The organism is Sandaracinus amylolyticus, from assembly GCF_021631985.1.
Classification (GTDB): domain Bacteria; phylum Myxococcota_A; class Polyangia; order Polyangiales; family Sandaracinaceae; genus Sandaracinus; species Sandaracinus amylolyticus_A.
The window spans coordinates 6,723,785-6,740,057 of the sequence record NZ_CP070225.1; the positions used below are offsets into that span (position 1 = coordinate 6,723,785).

The following is a 16,273-nucleotide window of genomic DNA, read 5'->3' on the forward strand; positions in this document are numbered from 1 at the left end:
GACGAAGCCGAGCGCCGAGCAAGCACCGACGGGCGGCAGGCGCGTTCGGAATCGATCGTCCGAGGCGCTTCACTTCCTCGATGCGGATCTTCTCACCAAGCTCACCCCTGGTGGGTTCAACGCCTATCGCTGGGAGGTCTGCTCGGCGACTCGAGCGGCGCCCTAGGGCCACACCTGTCGATCCCGCGGCGGGTCGCCGGACCGCCGGCAGCCCGGGTACTGAGTGCTTCTGGGGACGTAGCCAAGAGTCGAGCCGCCACGCCGAGCACCTTCGCGAAGTTCCCGGATGTTGCGCTGCCCGCCGAGATCTGCGCCGACGTGAACCCGTTTCGCCCGCACTCTTCGCCGTGTAACCAGCCGGCCCCCGGTCCATCGGCTGGGCTCATCCGGTGCGAATCCACGTTAGCGCTTCCGAGGGGATGTTCCGTGCCCCCGCCGCGAAGACGATCTCTTCCAGCAGACTCCGAAGGGAACGCAGGTCGTAGGTCGCGATGCGATTCAACACACGCAGGGCATGAGAAGGCGCTCTGAAGCGCATCCCCTCTCGCGTGATGCGCGCCCGCCAGTACGCCACGATGCCCGGGACGATGACCATTGCGACCGACGCGGAGAACGTTCGGAGGGCCGGCGCGAGTGCATACAACCCGAGGACCTGAAGAGTGGCGCTCACATCCGGGTCAGCATCGTCCTCTGTTGACGCGAGGAGATACCTGGCGGAACCGAGGTCGGGATGCGTGGGCTCATCGTAGATCGCGCGCCAACCGGGGCGGCGACGCGCGAGATCGAGCACGGTCGCGCAGGTCGACCATCGTGCGGCGGAATCCGGGCTCGACGGCACCTCGAGAGAGTCTCGTGCGCGTCCGATCTCTGCGATGAAATCGCTGCGTCCCGTCGTGCCCTCGGCTTCATCCCACATCAGCGCGACGACAGATGCCGCGAGCCCGAACCCCACGACGGCTTCCTCCGGGTTCAACGACGGTGGCGACGGCTGCGCCAATGCAGCCGCGATCCCACGACTGAGCGTCGAGAGCGCGCGTTCGTAACGCCGCTCAACCAGAGCCGCTGCGGCCAGCGGGTCCGCGAGGATCGGGAGCAACAGTGCCGAGATCGGGGAAGGCGCCTCGACGAGCTGCGACCATACCGGCTCTCCCAGACGCACAGCGCGGCGCCGATCTCCAATGGAGGCGGCCGCGAGCGCCATCAACCCGCGCGTTCGCACGAGGGCCTCCTCGTCCATCCGGTCAGCTAACGAGTCCCGTGCGTACAGGAAGGTCCCCTGCTTGAGCGGTTCGAGCCCGCTGTCCAGGGGCCGATCCCGCCCGGTCGTCTGGAGGTACGCCAGCAGGTGTCCGCTCAGCGCCAGCTGCGCACGTAGCGCCCGGCTATCGTCCGACGACAGCGCGTCGTAGAGACGCTCCTGCGCGTCCAGAGTGGAGGCGAGCGCGCCGTCTCGGCGCCCCGCGCGCAACAGGGCGACAGCGTGTTCCAGCTCGCAGCGAGCGAGCACGTGCGGGTTCTTCGGATACGTCCGCTTCGCCATCGCGCTGGCGGTTGCTGTCAGCTGCGGCGCGGCCGCATCGTCGGAGCATTGGGCCGCCCGGATTGTCGCATCGATCACTTCGATGTCGTCTACGCCGGCCGCGAGGCTCAGAAGAGCGTCGTAGCGGGCCTTGGCATCGTCGAGGCGCCCGCCGTAAAGCGACTGCGCTGCCGCCGCTTCGAGAACCAGGAACCGACACCACGGGTCGTGTAGCGTGCTTCCGAACTGAGTAGCGTCCGAGATGGCTTCGTCTCGTCGTCCAAGGTACTCGGCGAGGACGACCGTGTGAGCGCGGGCCGCGGCCGCCTGGAGCAGTTCGGACCCAAGCCGTTCACCGACGTTTCGAAGCTCCGAAAGGGCGTCTGCGGCGGAGCGAGCGTCGCTCGCCGGCGGGGGGCCGCGCATCCACACGCGGTTTGCGACGAACGGAGCGAGCACCTGCGCGTGCCGCTGACTGAGGAAGGCGTCCAGTATCGGTCGCGGCATCTCGGCCACGACCTGCGTCCATTCGCGGAGGTCGTTCGGGCGTGAGACGAGTGCTCCGGTGCTCCACGGAAGGAACGCTGCGATGGAGACGATGTCGGGGAACTCGACGTCTTCATCGCTTGGAAGAGCGTCGGGCACGAGCGGGACTTCTCCTCCCGCAACTCGAATTGCGGCACGACATAGCGCCAAAGCGAACTCGAAGTCGCGCCTCGATACATCGAGTCCAAGCGTCGCGGCGAGGTACGCGAGAACGTACCCGGGCGTGTTCGCTGAACCGAGTGCTCTGGTGACACGTCCGCGATCCGCGTCCGTGCCGCCCGCTTCCATCAGCCGGATGCGCTGTGCGCTGACGAGGACGGCTTGGTCCTCGCTGAGACGAGGGATGTAGGGCTCGGAGAGGTCGAGCATGAACTCGACCCATTCGCTCGGCGCACCCCGGATAGAGGTGAGGGCATGAACGAGCGAGAACGCGACGGCCCCCCACTCGTCTGCGCGGGCGTAGTGTGCCACGGCGCGAGCCACCTCGATGGGCGTGACGCTTCCCCGCTCGAGAATCGTGCGCGCGAGGCTGCCGTGCGTGGATTGCACGACCTCTATGGGCAGCCGTGAACTTGCGCGGTGCTTTAGGAGGGGCGATATCGAAATGCTTCCGTCGCCCTCGTCACGGATCCACGTTCCGAGCGCGCGGTGCACGCAGTCGTCGCGCACCTTCAGGGCGGGCTCAACGGCGGCGAGCCGGTGGAGGTCTTTGCGGCGAAGACTGCCAATGGCGAGTGCCGCGCGGCTGAGCAGTTCTCGGCATGAGGGGTCGTCCTCAACCGTCCGCAGGAGCCTCTCGAAGATCTCGGTTGCCAACGTATCCGCGTAGGAGTCGTCGGTGAGAGTTCGAAGTAGCTCCGCGAGATTCCAGCCGGCGCGCGCGAGCACGTCCGTCGCTGCTGAGACGAGGGTCGGGTGGCCACCGGTGCGGCGCGCGACAACGGGAGCTGCAGCCTTGCAGAAACCGGGGGTGGCACCGCGGTTCTCCAGGACCTCGCCGACCTCCGACTCAGTCATGAAAGGAACGCTGCGCTCGACGAGGCTTTCGCGAAGAAGGGCGCGCGGTCCGTGCGGCAGCGCGTATGCGCTCGTCGAGATCACTCGTGCCGAGCTCAGCCGCGCGGCGAGGGACTCGATCGCCGATGTGAGGACATCACCTGACGTCGCCCGCGGCAGGTCTTCGAGCACGACCGTACGAGGTCGCAGACCTGTCGCGGACGTGGCGACGCTCACGACCCTGTACATCAGGGCGGCCGCCTCGTTCGGGCTCGCATCGCGGAGGCGGAGCCACACAGCGGGGAACGAAGACGCGCGAGCGGCGCACAGCAGTGAGACCAGCGACGACTTGCCGATCCCGGCCTCGCCTGTAAGCGCCAGCCAGCGCGCCGAGCCGAGAGCCTCGTTGAGGTCCCCGACTAGACCTGCGCGACGGGCGGCACCCGAGGGAAGCGGCGGCGATGAATCGACGATCTCGAGCCGGCCAGAGGTTTCGATCGCCAGCGTGAGGCCTCGGTCGAGCCCGCCAATCCGTGCCAACGCCTCGCGGACGTTCGAGTCGATTCCTCGTGCAGTCGACTCGATTCTCTCGAGTTGAGGCACGACCTCTGAGCGCACCGTGGCCTCGATTGTGGCGCGCACTCCGTCAAGGAGGGGGGTGAGATACTGCTGGACGAGCACGCTGTCTTGGCGGGTCCGTGCGCTCGCGACTCGCTCGATGTCCGATCGAATCAGCTTCTTCGGTCCCTCAGTGCTCAAGAGTCGGCAGATGTGGAGGAACAGGTAGGGATAGGCGTCGTCGTCACCTCGCGTGGCTCGAAGGCGACCGCGGACGCTCTCCTCACGACCGGCTCCGTCGGGCGCCGACGTGGCCCACTCGAATCGTTTGATGAGCTCCAGGAGGTCGCTTTCGCCGTCGCTTACGAACGCGACGAACCGATCCCACGTCTCCTGAGCCAGTTCACTTGGCTTCGAGGTGGACTTCAGGAGTTCACGAATCCCGCTCAGCCTCATGGCGAGTTCGTCGCCTGCCAAGACGCCGGACCGAATTCTCTCCCACGCGGAGATCCCGGGCTCTGGAAGGGGCGTCTTCTTTTCCGTTCCGATAGCGGCCGTCGTGGTGAATCGGAAACGAAGCTCGGCCGTCGGGTTGTTCGCACGGTGTTCGATGAATGCCGCGACGGCTTCGACTGCACCGGCACTTTTGAGCGTGACGTTCTTCGCGAGGTCCTTGATCTGCTCGAGCGTGCGAGGACCCAGCGGTGCGCCGGAAGCTACGTCGGCCGCGATATGGTCAATGTCTTCGCCAGCCTCGAGGTGGAGTTCCTCTCCGTCGTCAAGATCGAGCCAGCGCTCGAGCGTCACGTCGATCTGGTACGCGAAGCCCCGGACGACGGCGTGTGCGTCGCGATCGCGCGTGACTACGAGTGTCGTCTGATCGTTCGTCAAAAGTTCGTCCTGTGGATCAAGCGCGCGGCGGTAGCGGCGGGCCCCGCCGCTACCGCCGCGTGTCCTCCCGGGTTGACACGGCGGAGCACACGATCTGCTCCACGCGTGCGCCTCGCCGCGTCAGCAACCCCGCGACATCGGATGCCGCGTGCCGCGGAACCGCGAACGCGAGGAGGGTACGCGCGCGCGTAGCGGCGACGTACAGCACCGCGCGTCCGTCGTGTCCGTGTTCGCGATCCCTCCAGGCACTCAGGAGCTCGCCGAGACGCGTGCTGTTCGGCACCACGACGAGAACAGCATCGAACTCCCGGCCCTTGACGCCGTGGGCCGTCGAGAAGCGAAGTTCAACCGACATGCGGGCCCGCGACAGATCGCCCTTCGGCTCTTTCGCATTGAAGAGCTTTCGCGGGTTTTCGACGAAGGCAGTCGATTCCGGGGGGCTTAGCGACGAGAGCGCGTCGCGAGCACGGGCGCACACCCCTCGCGTCGCATCGCCAGCCGCTACCGTGCCCAGAATCTGGCGAGCGGTGACGCGGCACCACCGAGCGGCTGGCTCGCCCGGAGCAACTTCACCGAGCGACGACAGCAAGACCTCCTCGATGCGCTGAACACCTGCCGCTCGGTCGTCCGCGGAAGCGGCCGGCGAGACGGCGCGCGCCAGCACGGCGCCGCGTGCGGTCGAATCATGCGCGCGTTCGGCACCCACCGCGCGCCGCGCGTCTTCATCCCGGTGCGCGACGACGATCGCATTCGCGCGATCGACTTTGTGTCGCTTGAGCAGCTCGGAAAACTGCGCCCCAACCTCGGCACCGACGCTCGTTTCGTAGACGAGAAGCTGGACGGGATGCTCGGGCCGCGGCTCGCCCTGTGGCGTGTCGGGCGGCAGTTCATGCGCCCGAAGGCTCGCACTCGCCGCGCAGATCGAGGCGGTGGAGCGGAAGTTCCCCGTCAGCGCGAGCTCGGCCAGCCCGAGAGTCCCGATCGCGAGCGGGTCGGCGCCCCGAAACCGGAAGATGCCCTGCTCTGGATCCGCGACGACTACCAAGCGGCATCCAGCACCTCGGAGTGCTGACACGATCTGAAGGTCGACAGAGTCGCAATCCTGGGCTTCATCAACGAGTACGAGCTGGAAGCGGTGGGCGACGCGAAGACCGGCTGGCGCAACGGAGAGTCTGGTTGCCGCCTCTGCTCGGAGAAACGGCGAGGTCACGACCCCCCGACTAAGAAAGGGTTTCAGCTTCCGTTCCGCGACCCAGATGAGCTGCCGCCGCTGGTCATCCGTGAGCTTCTTGAGAACTGCCCGCTCGACATGGTCTGCACGAGCGTCGTCGAGCTTCAGGCCCCCCACTCCGTCCGGTACGAAGAGATCGAGCGGAAACCCCGCGCTAACACTTTTGAGCCCGACCGTATCGTTCCACGTCTCGCAGAACTGCACGCGAGCGTTCGGTGCGGTACTCAGGCCGTCGGGACCCAGTACATACCGAATCAGGAATGAGTCGAACGTTCCGACGTAGCTCGGTGCTCGGAGGAGGTGGGGAGCATCGCTCGTCAGCCGCTGACGAACCTCTGCGCCTGCGGCGTTGGTGAACGACAGGAACGCGACTCCGCGACGCGGGGCACGCGTCGTGAACCTCTTAGCGAGTTCGACGAGCGTGCGCGTCTTACCGGCCCCCGGGCACGCGCGAACGTACACGTCGCCTTCGGACTCGACGACGGCGAATTGTTCCGGCGTGAGCCTCATGACGTCGCGACGAGCGCACGCAGGGCGCTCGCGATGTGCGGAGGGACCGCGAACAGCTTGTTCGCCTCGGCGTCGCGGTCTATGAGCCCGGCCAGAATCTGCGCGAAATCGCCTTTCCGCGTCTTGGTGGACGTCATCCAGTCGATCAGCGCTTCGCCCCGTGTGGCGAGCGGGAGATCGGCGATCCGGCTCTTCCACTCGCGTTCCCGCCCATCGCGTCCCCTCGCACCGACGCACGCCGCGAAGGCTTCCTTCAGCACGTCGCACGCCGCCGCACCGGTCTGAGCGTCGGACACCAGCGACGCCTCGAGCGTGCGCGGTGTGATGGCGACGTGGAGCCTATCTGCCGCGCCGAGCTCCTTGGCCAAGGCCAACAGCTCGTCGGCGCGCGCTCTTCCCGCCGCCGGCTTCGCGATGGGTGCGACGGGAGGAGCGGCCACGGCGCTCGCAGCGGCGCCACCCGAACCGTCGGGCTCCGGCGGCTCCGCGGTCGACGGCTCGCTCGGATCCTCGTCCGTCAGGACCACGACCTTCTCGGCGAGGCGCGTCACCGGCTGCCCCGCGCCCGTCAGGAGGAGGCGGACGTAGGGTTCGAAGTCGACCCCGTCGATTGCAAGCAGCGCGGCCGACCGGAAGCGTGCAATCTCCGCTTTGCTGAGCACGCACGCGGCGAACGCCGGCATGAGCAGCGCCTCCGCGATCCCCTCCACCAACAGGACCCGTTGTCCGAAGAGGAGCGACGCCTTCGTCACGTCGAGATAGCGGTCGATCTTCCGCTGGGCGTCGACATCCAGCCCGAGTTCCGCGATGGCGACCGCCACTGTCTCACCCGATGTCGCGGCAGTCGGGAGCACCGGGGCCGACGGCTGCAAGGGCGGCGCGGTCGCGGGAGATACGGGAAGCACGACGCCCGGCGCTGACACGTTCGGCTTCGTGGCCGGTTCACCGCCCTCGTTCGTGCCGGAACTTTCGGGCGAGTCCGACGGGGATGAAGCGTCGGCAGCCACCGACCCAGTCGGCGCAACGGCGGGCGGCTTCGTGGGGTGCGCTGCGCGCAGCACCACGATTCGTCGCACGGACGTCGCCGCCGTCAGGTTCGGCGAATGCGTCGTGACGATCACCTGGATCCGCCCGGCGTGTGTTCCGGGCGTGGAGGGTCGTGCTGAGTCTTTGGCGCGCTGCTCGAGCAAGCCAAGCACCGCGCGCTGAAGCTGCGGGTGGAGGTGCGCCTCGGGTTCCTCGACAAGCAGCAACGTCAGCTCCGCATCCTTCGCCGCCTCCAACTCCACCAGCACGCTCGCGAGATAGAGGAGGTTTGAGTAGCCGAGCCCAGTCTGTCCGAGCTTCGCGGGATCGATGCCTTCCTGGGCGATCGCAAACCGGAGATCTCTGGCGAGCCCGACGAGCGTCGGGTCTGCGAATCTCAGATGGGCCTCGTGCGGGTGAAAGCCCTCCGTCAGAGGTGCGAACGCATCTCGCACCCGCTTCTGCGCCTCAATCAGCGGCGGTTGGCCGAGAACCGCCGCGGACGCAGTCCGAGCGCTCCCAAGGAGCGCTTCTCGCTTCTGTTCGTCGCCGAGCAGCAGTTGGCGGAGGAGAAACTCGATTCGGCCAGGGCTGCTCGATGCGAGGTCCCGGTCGGCATCTCGCAGGGCAGGCAGGTGGACGTGCCGAACGAAGTCTCGGATGTCCGGCTCCGTCTCCGGGTGCTCGCGCGGCCCAACCGTCCACGTGGCCGATCGACGGCGCGCTGTGCCCGCAGGCGGAGCCCAGGCGTATTGCCACGAGGCATCGGTGGCGCCGTTCGACGACAGCGCGCTGAAGAAGATGCCGCACTGCGCGGGGTCGAGCCCGGCGAACTCGATCGCAAGCTTGAGGTCCGTCGCTCCGAGGCGCACATCCTCCGCGCCAACGAACCGCGTGCGGCGTGCGTCGGATGGGGCCGTCAGGAGACGAAGGGCATCGATGACGTTGCTCTTACCCGCGTTGTTCTCCCCGGCGAGAACGGTCACCGTCTCGTCAAACGGAACCTCCGTGGACGCGCACGAACGAAAGTTCGTCAGCTTCAGGCGGCGCAGGTACATGTCCGAATATCCTGCATAAAAACGGCGGACCTGGAAGGGGGCGCACCCGCGCGGCAGGTCAGCGCGATCGATTGAGACAGGGCCACCGCACCGGCGCGAGATGGCTGCTCGCCATCGGGGGCTCCGCTGCGTTGCCCATCCGGGCTCGGACCTGTGGCCCGCCAGCACACTCGTAACCGTCCTCGCCGACCCGACCGCGCTTCAGCCAGCTCTACTGACAGAACGATGCCAACGGGGGGGGCGCCCGGCGGGCGATCGCGTAGGTCAACGCGGATGGCACGCTGATCCACGGCATCGTCGTCGACGAACACGACGAGTACTTCTTCGCGACCGTCCACCGCGAAGGGCGCCACCGTTCTCGCGCGTCGCGGTCGAGGCGCTCGCGTTCACCGCCACAGGACCGCGAATCGTGGCAGGGCGATTTCCTTCCGCGTGTCGCCGACACCCACGCCACCTCGCGTGCCGAACACGCGCTCCGCGTTTTTTCGAAATCGACCACACCGTCTCCGAGACCCGCGAGCCGATTCTGGAATCGATCGCGGCGTCTCCGACACGCGCCCGCCGATTCCAAAATCGACCTCTGGGGTCACTGACACCCAAAGTTCGATTTCGAAATCGACCTCTGTGGTCACCAAACCCAAAGTTCGATTTCAAAATCGTCCTCTGTGGTCACCAACACCCAAAGTTCGATTTCAAAATCGTCCTCTGGGGTCGCTGACACCCAACTCACCAGCTCCCGATCTTTTTTCGCTCCTCGCGCACAACGCCGCTCCCCTCACGCCGACATCCGGGCACTCGCGCACCCGAGCGCGACGAAACGAAGGAGCGACACCGTGCCCGAGAGTCCTCGTGACGAGATCATCTTCAGCCCCGCGTCTCCGACGCCGAAGGAAGCGCTCGACCGCAAGCGCGAGCTGCTCGCGAGCGTGCAGCCCTCGGAGCTGCCGAGCGTCCTCGGTCTCGAGCCCTCTGCGGCCGCCGGCATCGTGATGGGCAGCCTTCCGCGCATCGCGAAGCACCGCGCCGCGATCGGCGCGCAGTTCGGCGAGGACGGCCTCGCGATCATCGACGATCTGCTCGTCGTCGCGCACGCCGCGGTGCAGGCGGACGTCGAGCTCACCGCGTCGGACTCGGCGAGCGACATGGCGGAGCCGTTCGCCGAGCTCGCGCAGGACCACAAGCTGCTGCTGACCGACTGCGACTCGCTCGCGAACCGCAAGCTGCTCGACCCCGCTCGCGTCGACCTCGGTCGTCCGCTCCAGGGCTATCGCACCGTCATCACCAGCACGCTCGTGCTCGTCGCGCTGCTGCGCGAGAGCTGGGCGACGGTGCGCGGCAAGACGCCGCTGACGGTCGAGGACATCGACCGCGCGGAGCGCAGGGCGACGGGGCTCCTGCACCGCCTCAACGCGCGCGAGCAGGGCTCGACGCGCTTGCCCGCGGCCGACATCCGCGCGCGCGCGCTTGGCCTGCTCGTGAAGACGTACGGCGAGGCCCGCCGGATGCTCAGCTACGTGCGCTGGTGGGAGGGCGACGCGGACACCATCGCGCCCTCGCTCTGGTCGGGGCGCCGTCGCAGCACCGGCAGCCGCGGCACCGACACGCCGCCGGCGGGCGAGGACACGCAGCCGGCGACGCCCATCGTGCCGATCCCGACGCCCGGTCCGATCGGTGACGGTCCGTTCACCGAGTGACCTCGAGAACGCCCTCTTCTCCTCGGGAGATGACGACGATGACTCCTCGGCTTCGCCTCGGCGCGCGCCACTCGATCGATGGTCGACACGGGCTCGGCGCGTTCGAGCTCCCGGCGCACCACCTGCTCACGCACGCGGTGGTCGTGGGCATGACCGGCAGCGGCAAGACCGGGCTCGTGACCGTGATGGTCGAGGAGGCGCTGCGCGCCGAGATCCCGGTGCTCGTGATCGACGTGAAGGGCGATCTGCCGAACCTCGCGCTCGCGTTCCCGTCGTTCGATCCCGCGCTGATGGCGCCCTGGGTCGAGCCCGCCGCGGGCGACGACGACGGCGTCGCCGACGAGCCGGTGGTGCTCGAGGCGGCGCTCGAGCGCGAGGAGGGACTTCGTGCGTGGGAGATCGGCGAGGATCAGCTCGCCGAGCTCGCGGCACGCTCGACGGTGCGCGTGCTGACGCCGGGGTCCGACGCCGGCGAGCCGCTTCATCTGCTCTCCGCGCTCGAGCGTCGATCGTCGCGCTGGGATCACGACGTCGCGGGCGCGCGCGCCGCGCTGAGCGCCGCGATCTCGCTGGTGCTGCGGCTCACCGGACGCGACGGCGATCCCGGAAAGAGCCGCGAGCACGCGCTGCTCTCGGTGCTCGCCGAGGCGCGGCTGCGACCCGGCGAGAGCGCGACGCTCGACGCGCTGATCCCCGAGATCCTCGAGCCGTCGATCGGGTTCATCGGCGCGCTCGCCGTCGACGCGTTCGTGCCGGCGCGGCTGCGCGGCGAGCTCGCGGCGGATCTGAACACGCTGATCGCGTCTCCCTCGTTCGCGTCGTGGCGCACCGGGCTCGAGCTCGACGTGGGCGCGTGGATGGAGAAGGTGGACGGCAAGACGCCGGCGACGATCGTGAGCGTGGCGCACCTCGACGACGAGGAGCGCGCGCTGGTGCTGGGCGTGCTGCTCGAGGAAGTGCTCACCTGGGTGCGCAGCCTGCCGGGCAGCGCGCGTCTGCGCGCGATGATCGTGTTCGACGAGGTGTTCGGCTTCATCCCGCCGCACCCCGCGAACCCGCCGACCAAACGCCCGCTGGTCGCCCTGATGAAGCAGGCGCGCGCCTATGGCGTCGGCTGCGTGCTCGCGACCCAGAACCCGATGGACCTCGACTATCGCGCGCTCTCCAACGCAGGCACGTGGGTGCTCGGACGCCTCCAGACCGACGCCGATCGAGCCCGCGTGATGGAAGGGCTCGGCGAGGACAAGAAGAAGAGCGAGCTCGGCGCGCTGGTGAAGAAGCTCTCGCACCGCTGGTTCGTGGTGCGCGACGCGAAGGCGCCCGAGCTGTGCTTGCTCCAGCCCCGCTGGGCCATGTCGTACCTGCGCGGCCCGATGACCCAGAGCGAGATCCGGAGAGCGCGAGGCCCTCGGTGAGCCCCATGCCCCGCGCCCTCACCGAAGCCTCACCCCGTGCGGAGATCTAGATGCTCCGCTCCGTGGTCGGGTCGAAGTAGATCTCCTGCTCGACGCGGCCGTCCTCGTCGAAGATCACGACCTGGGCGCGCGGGGCGCGCCGTGCGAGCTGCTTCGCGCGCGCGATCGCGCTCTCCTTGGTGTCGGCGTACTCGTTCAGGCTGTCGCCCGCGAGCTTCACTCGCCAGAGATCGTCCTCGGGCTCCACGTGGTACACGGTCCGGCCGTCCATGAACGCACCTCCGCTGCGGAGATAGGCACGGCGCGTTCCGCTCGGTGTGACAGGCTCGTCGGCATGACGCGCATCACGATCCGCGCGGCGCGAGAGGATGACGATCTCGCCACGCTCGGGATCATCGAACGCGAGGCAGCGCGCCTCTTCGCGCCCTGGGGCCTCGACGTGCTCTTCGGCAGCGCGACCACGCCCGTGGCGATCCTGGACGAGGCACGACGCGAGCAGCGCCTCCTGCTCGCGGTCGATCACGACGATCTCCCCATCGGGTTCGCGCTGCTCTCGCGCGTCGACTGGCACGGGCACCTCGAGGAGCTCGACGTGCATCCCGATCACGGCCAGCGCGGGATCGGGCGTGCGCTGGTCGACGCGTCGATCGCGTGGGCGCGCGCGCGTGGCCTCGGGCGCCTGACGCTCGCGACGATGCGCGACGTGCCGTTCAACGGGCCGTGGTACCTGCGACTCGGGTTCCGCGAGCTCGACGAGCACGAGATCGGGCCGGGGATGCGCACCGTCTTCCAGCGCGAGCTCGCGGGTGGGTATCCGGTCGAGCGACGCGTGTTCCTCGCGCGCGATCTCGGCTGATCACGGCGCGTCGCCGCGCGCAGCGTGGGGTCAATACAGCGGCGTCCCGCGGATCGTGCCGAACACCTCGAGACCGAGCGCGCTCGCGCGCAGCGGTCGCTCTCGCTCGCCGTCGAACCGATACCGCAGGTGGCTCGCGAAGCTCTCGGTGCTCGCGATGGTGTCCTCGTTGTCGACGACGTAGTCGGCGACGAGGCTGCTCTCGACGGACCGCCCGTCGGAGTCGACGACGCGCGTCACGAGGTGCACGTCGTCACCGGGTGCGCGCGACTCCTCGTCGACGACGATCTCGAGCCCGACGATCGACGACCTCGGGACGATCTCGACCGTGCGTCGCGCCAGGACCCGACCCTGCACACCGAGCCTGACCTCGGCAGCGCCCATCGCGGCAGGCGCGAGCGCGATCAGCGCGTCCATCGCCGGCTCGTCGCGGCGCTCGTCGTTCGTGTCGCTCGTCGCCGAGACCGGCGCGTCCTCGTCGACTCCGACCTCGAGCAGCCCTCGGCCCGCGAGTCGTTCGCCCGACGCGTCGAGGTAGTCCACGACGAACGTCCCGGCGGTCCGCTCCATCACGAGCAGAGGCTCGTCGTCGGCGACGCGAGCGTCGGGCACGACGTGCACGAGCGAGCCGAGTCGCAACGACAGCGAAGCGACCTCGCGGACCTCCGCCTGCGCGCTCGCGAGCAGCTCGTTCTCGGGAGAGAACACGTTGAGCTCGCAGCGACCGACGCCGCGCGCGCGCGCGACGACCACGAACGGATCGGGCGCTCCGTCGATCGAGATCACCGCAGGGTCGGAGCTGCGCACGACGAGCTCGCGCGGCAGGCCCGTCGAGTCGTACGACTCGACGCGGAACCGGATGTGCGTGCCGACGGCGTAGAGACCTGCGGTGCGCAGCGGCCCCTGGAGGCTCTGCTCGGCGAAGTCGTCCCCGATCTGCACCGGCGTGGCCAGGTCGGTGGCACATCCGCACAGCGCGAGCGCGGCGATGACCAGCCAGCGGTTCGTGGAGCGGAATGGTCGTGGCACGAAGCCCCCTCGACCTGCCGATATAGCGCGATCGCGACACCGCTTCGACGCACGCGCTAAGGTGCCGCGCGATGTCGAGCACCGCGCCCGCCGAGCCCATCCATCCCGTCGCGAAGAAGCCGTGGTACCGCTCCGGCACGCTGTGGATCGTCGTCGGGCTCGTGCTGGGCGTCGTGCTCGGCGGGTTCTACCCACAGGACCAGCACCCGATCGCGTACGAGATCTTCCGCTTCTGCTCGCGCGCGTTCATCGCGCTGATCAAGGGGCTGATCGTCCCGCTGCTCGTGTCGACGATCATCGTCGGCATCGCGCAGACCGGCGATCTGAAGGCGGTCGGGCGCATGGGCGCCAAGGCGCTGATCTACTTCGAGGTCGTGACGACGATCGCGCTCTTCGTCGGGCTCTTCGTCGCGAACTGGCTGCGTCCCGGCGACGGGCTGCCGATCGACTTCTCGGCGACGTCGGGCGTCGCGCCCGCGGCCGCGCAGAGCGGATGGGATCTCGCGCTGCACCTCTTCCCGTCGAACCTCGCGAAGCACTGGGTCGAGGCGGACCTCCTGCCGATCGTCGTGTTCGCGGTGCTCTTCGGCATCTCGCTCACGCGCGTGGGCGAGCGCGGCGCGCCGGTGATGGCGTTCTCCGAGAGCGTCGCGCAGGTGATGTTCAAGTACACCGACCTCGTGATGCGCCTGACGCCGATCGGCGTGTTCGGCGCGATGGCCTACAACGTGAGCCACATGGCCGCGGGCCACGAGGTCGACGGGCACGTCGTGCACGGATGGCCCGCCGTCTTCTATCTGCTCGGCCGCTACGCGCGCCTCGTCGGCAGTCTCTATCTCGCGCTGATCCTCTTCTTCACGCTGGTGCTGGTGCCGGTGATGCTGATCGTGCGCATCCGCGTGCTGCCCTTCCTGCGGCAGATCCGCGAGCCTGCGCTCACCGCGTTCACCACCGCATCGAGCGAGGCCGCGCTGCCGCGACTGCTCGAGGACGTGATCGCGTTCGGCGTCCCGCGCCGCGTCGCGAGCTTCGTCATCCCCGCGGGCTATTCGTTCAACCTCGACGGCTCGACGCTCTATCTCGTGCTCGCGTCGCTGACCATCGCGCAGGCCGCGCACATCGAGCTGACGATCTCGCAGCAGCTCTTGATGGTCCTCGCGTTCATGCTGACGTCGAAGGGCGTCGCGGGCGTGCCGCGCGCGACGCTGGTGATCATCGCGGGCACCGCGGCGAGCTTCGGCCTTCCGGGCGAAGCGGGCGTCGCGATGCTGCTCGCGGTCGACGAGGTGATGGACATGGCGCGCACGACCATCAACGTGATCGGCAACGGCCTCGCGAGCGTCGTGATCGCGCGCTGGGAGGGCGTGCTCGGCACGAACCCCGAAGAGAGCGCGAAGCTCGACGTCTGAGGCCTTGCCGGAGCGCTCGACCGGCGGGCGAGCCGATCTTTCGAGAGTCTTCGAGCTACGGCGCCTCGCAGGCGCCCATGCGGCAGCGCTCGCCGGCCGCGCAGACGTTGCCGCAGGTGCCGCAGTTCATCGGATCGCGCTGCACCGGCGCGCACACGCCGTCGCAGAGCATCGTGCCGCCCGCGCACGCGCACACCGATTCCTCGCACGTGCCCACGCCGCAGGCGTTCTCGCATGCGCCGCAGTTGCGCGGATCGCGCGTCACGTCGGTGCAGCGATTGCCGCACTGCGTGAACGTGTCCGGGCACACGCACACGCCGGCTTCGCAGAGCGAGCCGCCGGTGCAGGTGATGCCGCAGCCGCCACAGTTCTCGAGCGACGTCTGCACGTCGACGCACGAGCCCGCGCAGTTGGTCGTGCCCGCCGGGCACTCCGACGTGCACGCCCCCGCCGCGCAGACCTCGATCGCCTCGCACGCGTTCGTGCACGCGCCGCAGTGCAGCGGATCGATCGCGGTGTCGACGCACACGCCGTCGCACGCGACGGTGCCGGTCGGGCAGACGCACGCGCTCGCCTCGCAGACCGTGCCGCCGCCGCAGACGTTGCCGCACGCGCCGCAGTTCCGATCGTGCGCGGTGGTGTCGATGCAGCGCAGTCCGCAGAGCGTCGTCCCTTCACCGCACGTCGCGCCGCAGACCCCGGCCGTGCACACCTCGCCCGCGGCGCACGCGATGCCGCAGCCGCCGCAATTCCCCGCGTCGGCCGTGGTGTCGACGCAGGTGCCGCCGCAGAGCTCGAGCGTGCCCGAGCACTCGCACGTGCCCATCGTGCAGGTCGTCCCGCCGGTGCACGCGGTGCCGCACGCGCCGCAGTTCGCGTCGTCGCTCGTGCTGTCGACGCACGCGCCGCTGCAGTCGGTCAATCCGGTCGCGCACCCGCCCGCGCTGCACACGCCTGCGCTGCAGACCTCGCCCGACGCGCATGCGGTGCCGCACGCGCCGCAGTTCGCCGCGTCGGCCGCGACGTCCACGCACGCCCCGTCGCACTCGCGCAGTCCCGCCGCGCACGCACACGCGCCGTCGGCGCAGAGCTGATCGCCGCGGCACGCGGTATCGCACGCACCGCAGTTCGCCGCGTCGGCGTCGACGTCGACGCACGCGCCGCTGCACTCGGTCAGGCCGGTCTCGCACGCGTCGCTGCACACGCCGAGGCTGCACACCTCGCCGCTCGCGCACGCCATGCCGCACGCGCCGCAGCTCGCGGGATCGGCGTCGAGGCGCACGCAGCTCGAGCCGCACTGGGTCTCGCCCTCGGCGCACGCGAGGGGCCCACCGTCGGGCGGCGCCCCGGAGTCCGCGCCGACCGTCGCATCCATCCCGCCTGCGTCGAGCCCCTCGCCGGCGTCGGGTGTACCGCCGCCGTCATCGTCGTCGCCGCAGCCGACGACCGAAAGAGCGAGCACCACCCCGAGCGCGAGCGCGATGAAGCTCCGCATGCATCTCCCTCCACGGGCACTCGCCCGTCGTCGGAGCCTG

10 protein-coding genes are annotated in these 16,273 nt (G+C 69.0%); 4 read left to right on the top strand and 6 right to left on the bottom strand.

Translation table 11 applies throughout. From position 1 onward, the window contains the following. Positions 1-382: 382 nt before the first annotated feature. Genes I5071_RS28535 through I5071_RS28545 form a run of 3 tightly spaced genes read right to left on the bottom strand, consistent with a single transcriptional unit; the run spans position 383 to position 8,335 of the window. Positions 383-4,510: a hypothetical protein gene (locus I5071_RS28535; RefSeq protein WP_236516226.1), complete on the bottom strand. Its 4,128-nt coding sequence runs from the start codon at positions 4,508-4,510 to the stop codon at positions 383-385. Between the two features lie 49 nt (positions 4,511-4,559). Beyond that, complete coding sequence (locus I5071_RS28540) at positions 4,560-6,251, bottom strand: UvrD-helicase domain-containing protein (RefSeq protein WP_236516228.1); 1,692 nt, start codon at positions 6,249-6,251, stop codon at positions 4,560-4,562. After that, a complete protein-coding gene (locus I5071_RS28545) occupies positions 6,248-8,335 on the bottom strand; it encodes an ATP-dependent nuclease (RefSeq protein WP_236516231.1) in 2,088 nt (695 codons plus the stop codon). The genes I5071_RS28540 and I5071_RS28545 overlap by 4 nt, the downstream gene beginning before the upstream one ends. An 833-nt stretch (positions 8,336-9,168) precedes the next feature. On the opposite strand from I5071_RS28545, the gene I5071_RS28550 reads away from it, so the two are divergent. Then, a complete protein-coding gene (locus I5071_RS28550; protein WP_236516233.1) occupies positions 9,169-10,029 on the top strand; it encodes a hypothetical protein in 861 nt (286 codons plus the stop codon). Between the two features lie 38 nt (positions 10,030-10,067). Further along, a complete protein-coding gene (locus I5071_RS28555; protein ID WP_236516234.1) occupies positions 10,068-11,444 on the top strand; it encodes an ATP-binding protein in 1,377 nt (458 codons plus the stop codon). 46 nt (positions 11,445-11,490) lie between these two features. On the opposite strand, the gene I5071_RS28560 is transcribed toward I5071_RS28555, so the two are convergent. After that, on the bottom strand, positions 11,491-11,715 hold the full coding sequence (locus tag I5071_RS28560) for a DUF2188 domain-containing protein (protein ID WP_236516236.1): 225 nt from the start codon (positions 11,713-11,715) through the stop codon (positions 11,491-11,493). A gap of 63 nt (positions 11,716-11,778) precedes the next feature. Here I5071_RS28560 and I5071_RS28565 point away from each other — a divergent pair, with 63 nt between their 5' ends. Continuing rightward, positions 11,779-12,300, top strand: a complete 522-nt coding sequence (locus I5071_RS28565) for a GNAT family N-acetyltransferase (RefSeq protein WP_236516238.1) — start codon at positions 11,779-11,781, stop codon at positions 12,298-12,300. Between the two features lie 30 nt (positions 12,301-12,330). On the opposite strand, the gene I5071_RS28570 is transcribed toward I5071_RS28565, so the two are convergent. Then, positions 12,331-13,329: a hypothetical protein gene (locus I5071_RS28570; protein ID WP_236516239.1), complete on the bottom strand. Its 999-nt coding sequence runs from the start codon at positions 13,327-13,329 to the stop codon at positions 12,331-12,333. A gap of 71 nt (positions 13,330-13,400) precedes the next feature. On the opposite strand from I5071_RS28570, the gene I5071_RS28575 reads away from it, so the two are divergent. Next, on the top strand, positions 13,401-14,738 hold the full coding sequence (locus I5071_RS28575; RefSeq protein ID WP_236516240.1) for a dicarboxylate/amino acid:cation symporter: 1,338 nt from the start codon (positions 13,401-13,403) through the stop codon (positions 14,736-14,738). Positions 14,739-14,793: 55 nt separating this feature from the next. Here I5071_RS28575 and I5071_RS28580 read toward each other — a convergent pair whose 3' ends face one another. Continuing rightward, positions 14,794-16,233: an MXAN_6577-like cysteine-rich protein gene (locus tag I5071_RS28580; protein ID WP_236516242.1), complete on the bottom strand. Its 1,440-nt coding sequence runs from the start codon at positions 16,231-16,233 to the stop codon at positions 14,794-14,796. Positions 16,234-16,273 lie beyond the last annotated feature (40 nt).

Excerpts from the sequence above, each read along its gene's own strand:
- I5071_RS28540 (WP_236516228.1), bottom strand. The coding sequence starts at position 6,251 with ATGAGGCTCACGCCGGAACAATTCGCCGTCGTCGAGTCCGAAGGCGAC.
- I5071_RS28545 (WP_236516231.1), bottom strand. The coding sequence starts at position 8,335 with ATGTACCTGCGCCGCCTGAAGCTGACGAACTTTCGTTCGTGCGCGTCC.
- I5071_RS28555 (WP_236516234.1), top strand. The coding sequence starts at position 10,068 with ATGACTCCTCGGCTTCGCCTCGGCGCGCGCCACTCGATCGATGGTCGA.
- I5071_RS28560 (WP_236516236.1), bottom strand. The coding sequence starts at position 11,715 with ATGGACGGCCGGACCGTGTACCACGTGGAGCCCGAGGACGATCTCTGG.
- I5071_RS28565 (WP_236516238.1), top strand. The coding sequence starts at position 11,779 with ATGACGCGCATCACGATCCGCGCGGCGCGAGAGGATGACGATCTCGCC.
- I5071_RS28575 (WP_236516240.1), top strand. The coding sequence starts at position 13,401 with ATGTCGAGCACCGCGCCCGCCGAGCCCATCCATCCCGTCGCGAAGAAG.
- I5071_RS28580 (WP_236516242.1), bottom strand. The coding sequence starts at position 16,233 with ATGCGGAGCTTCATCGCGCTCGCGCTCGGGGTGGTGCTCGCTCTTTCG.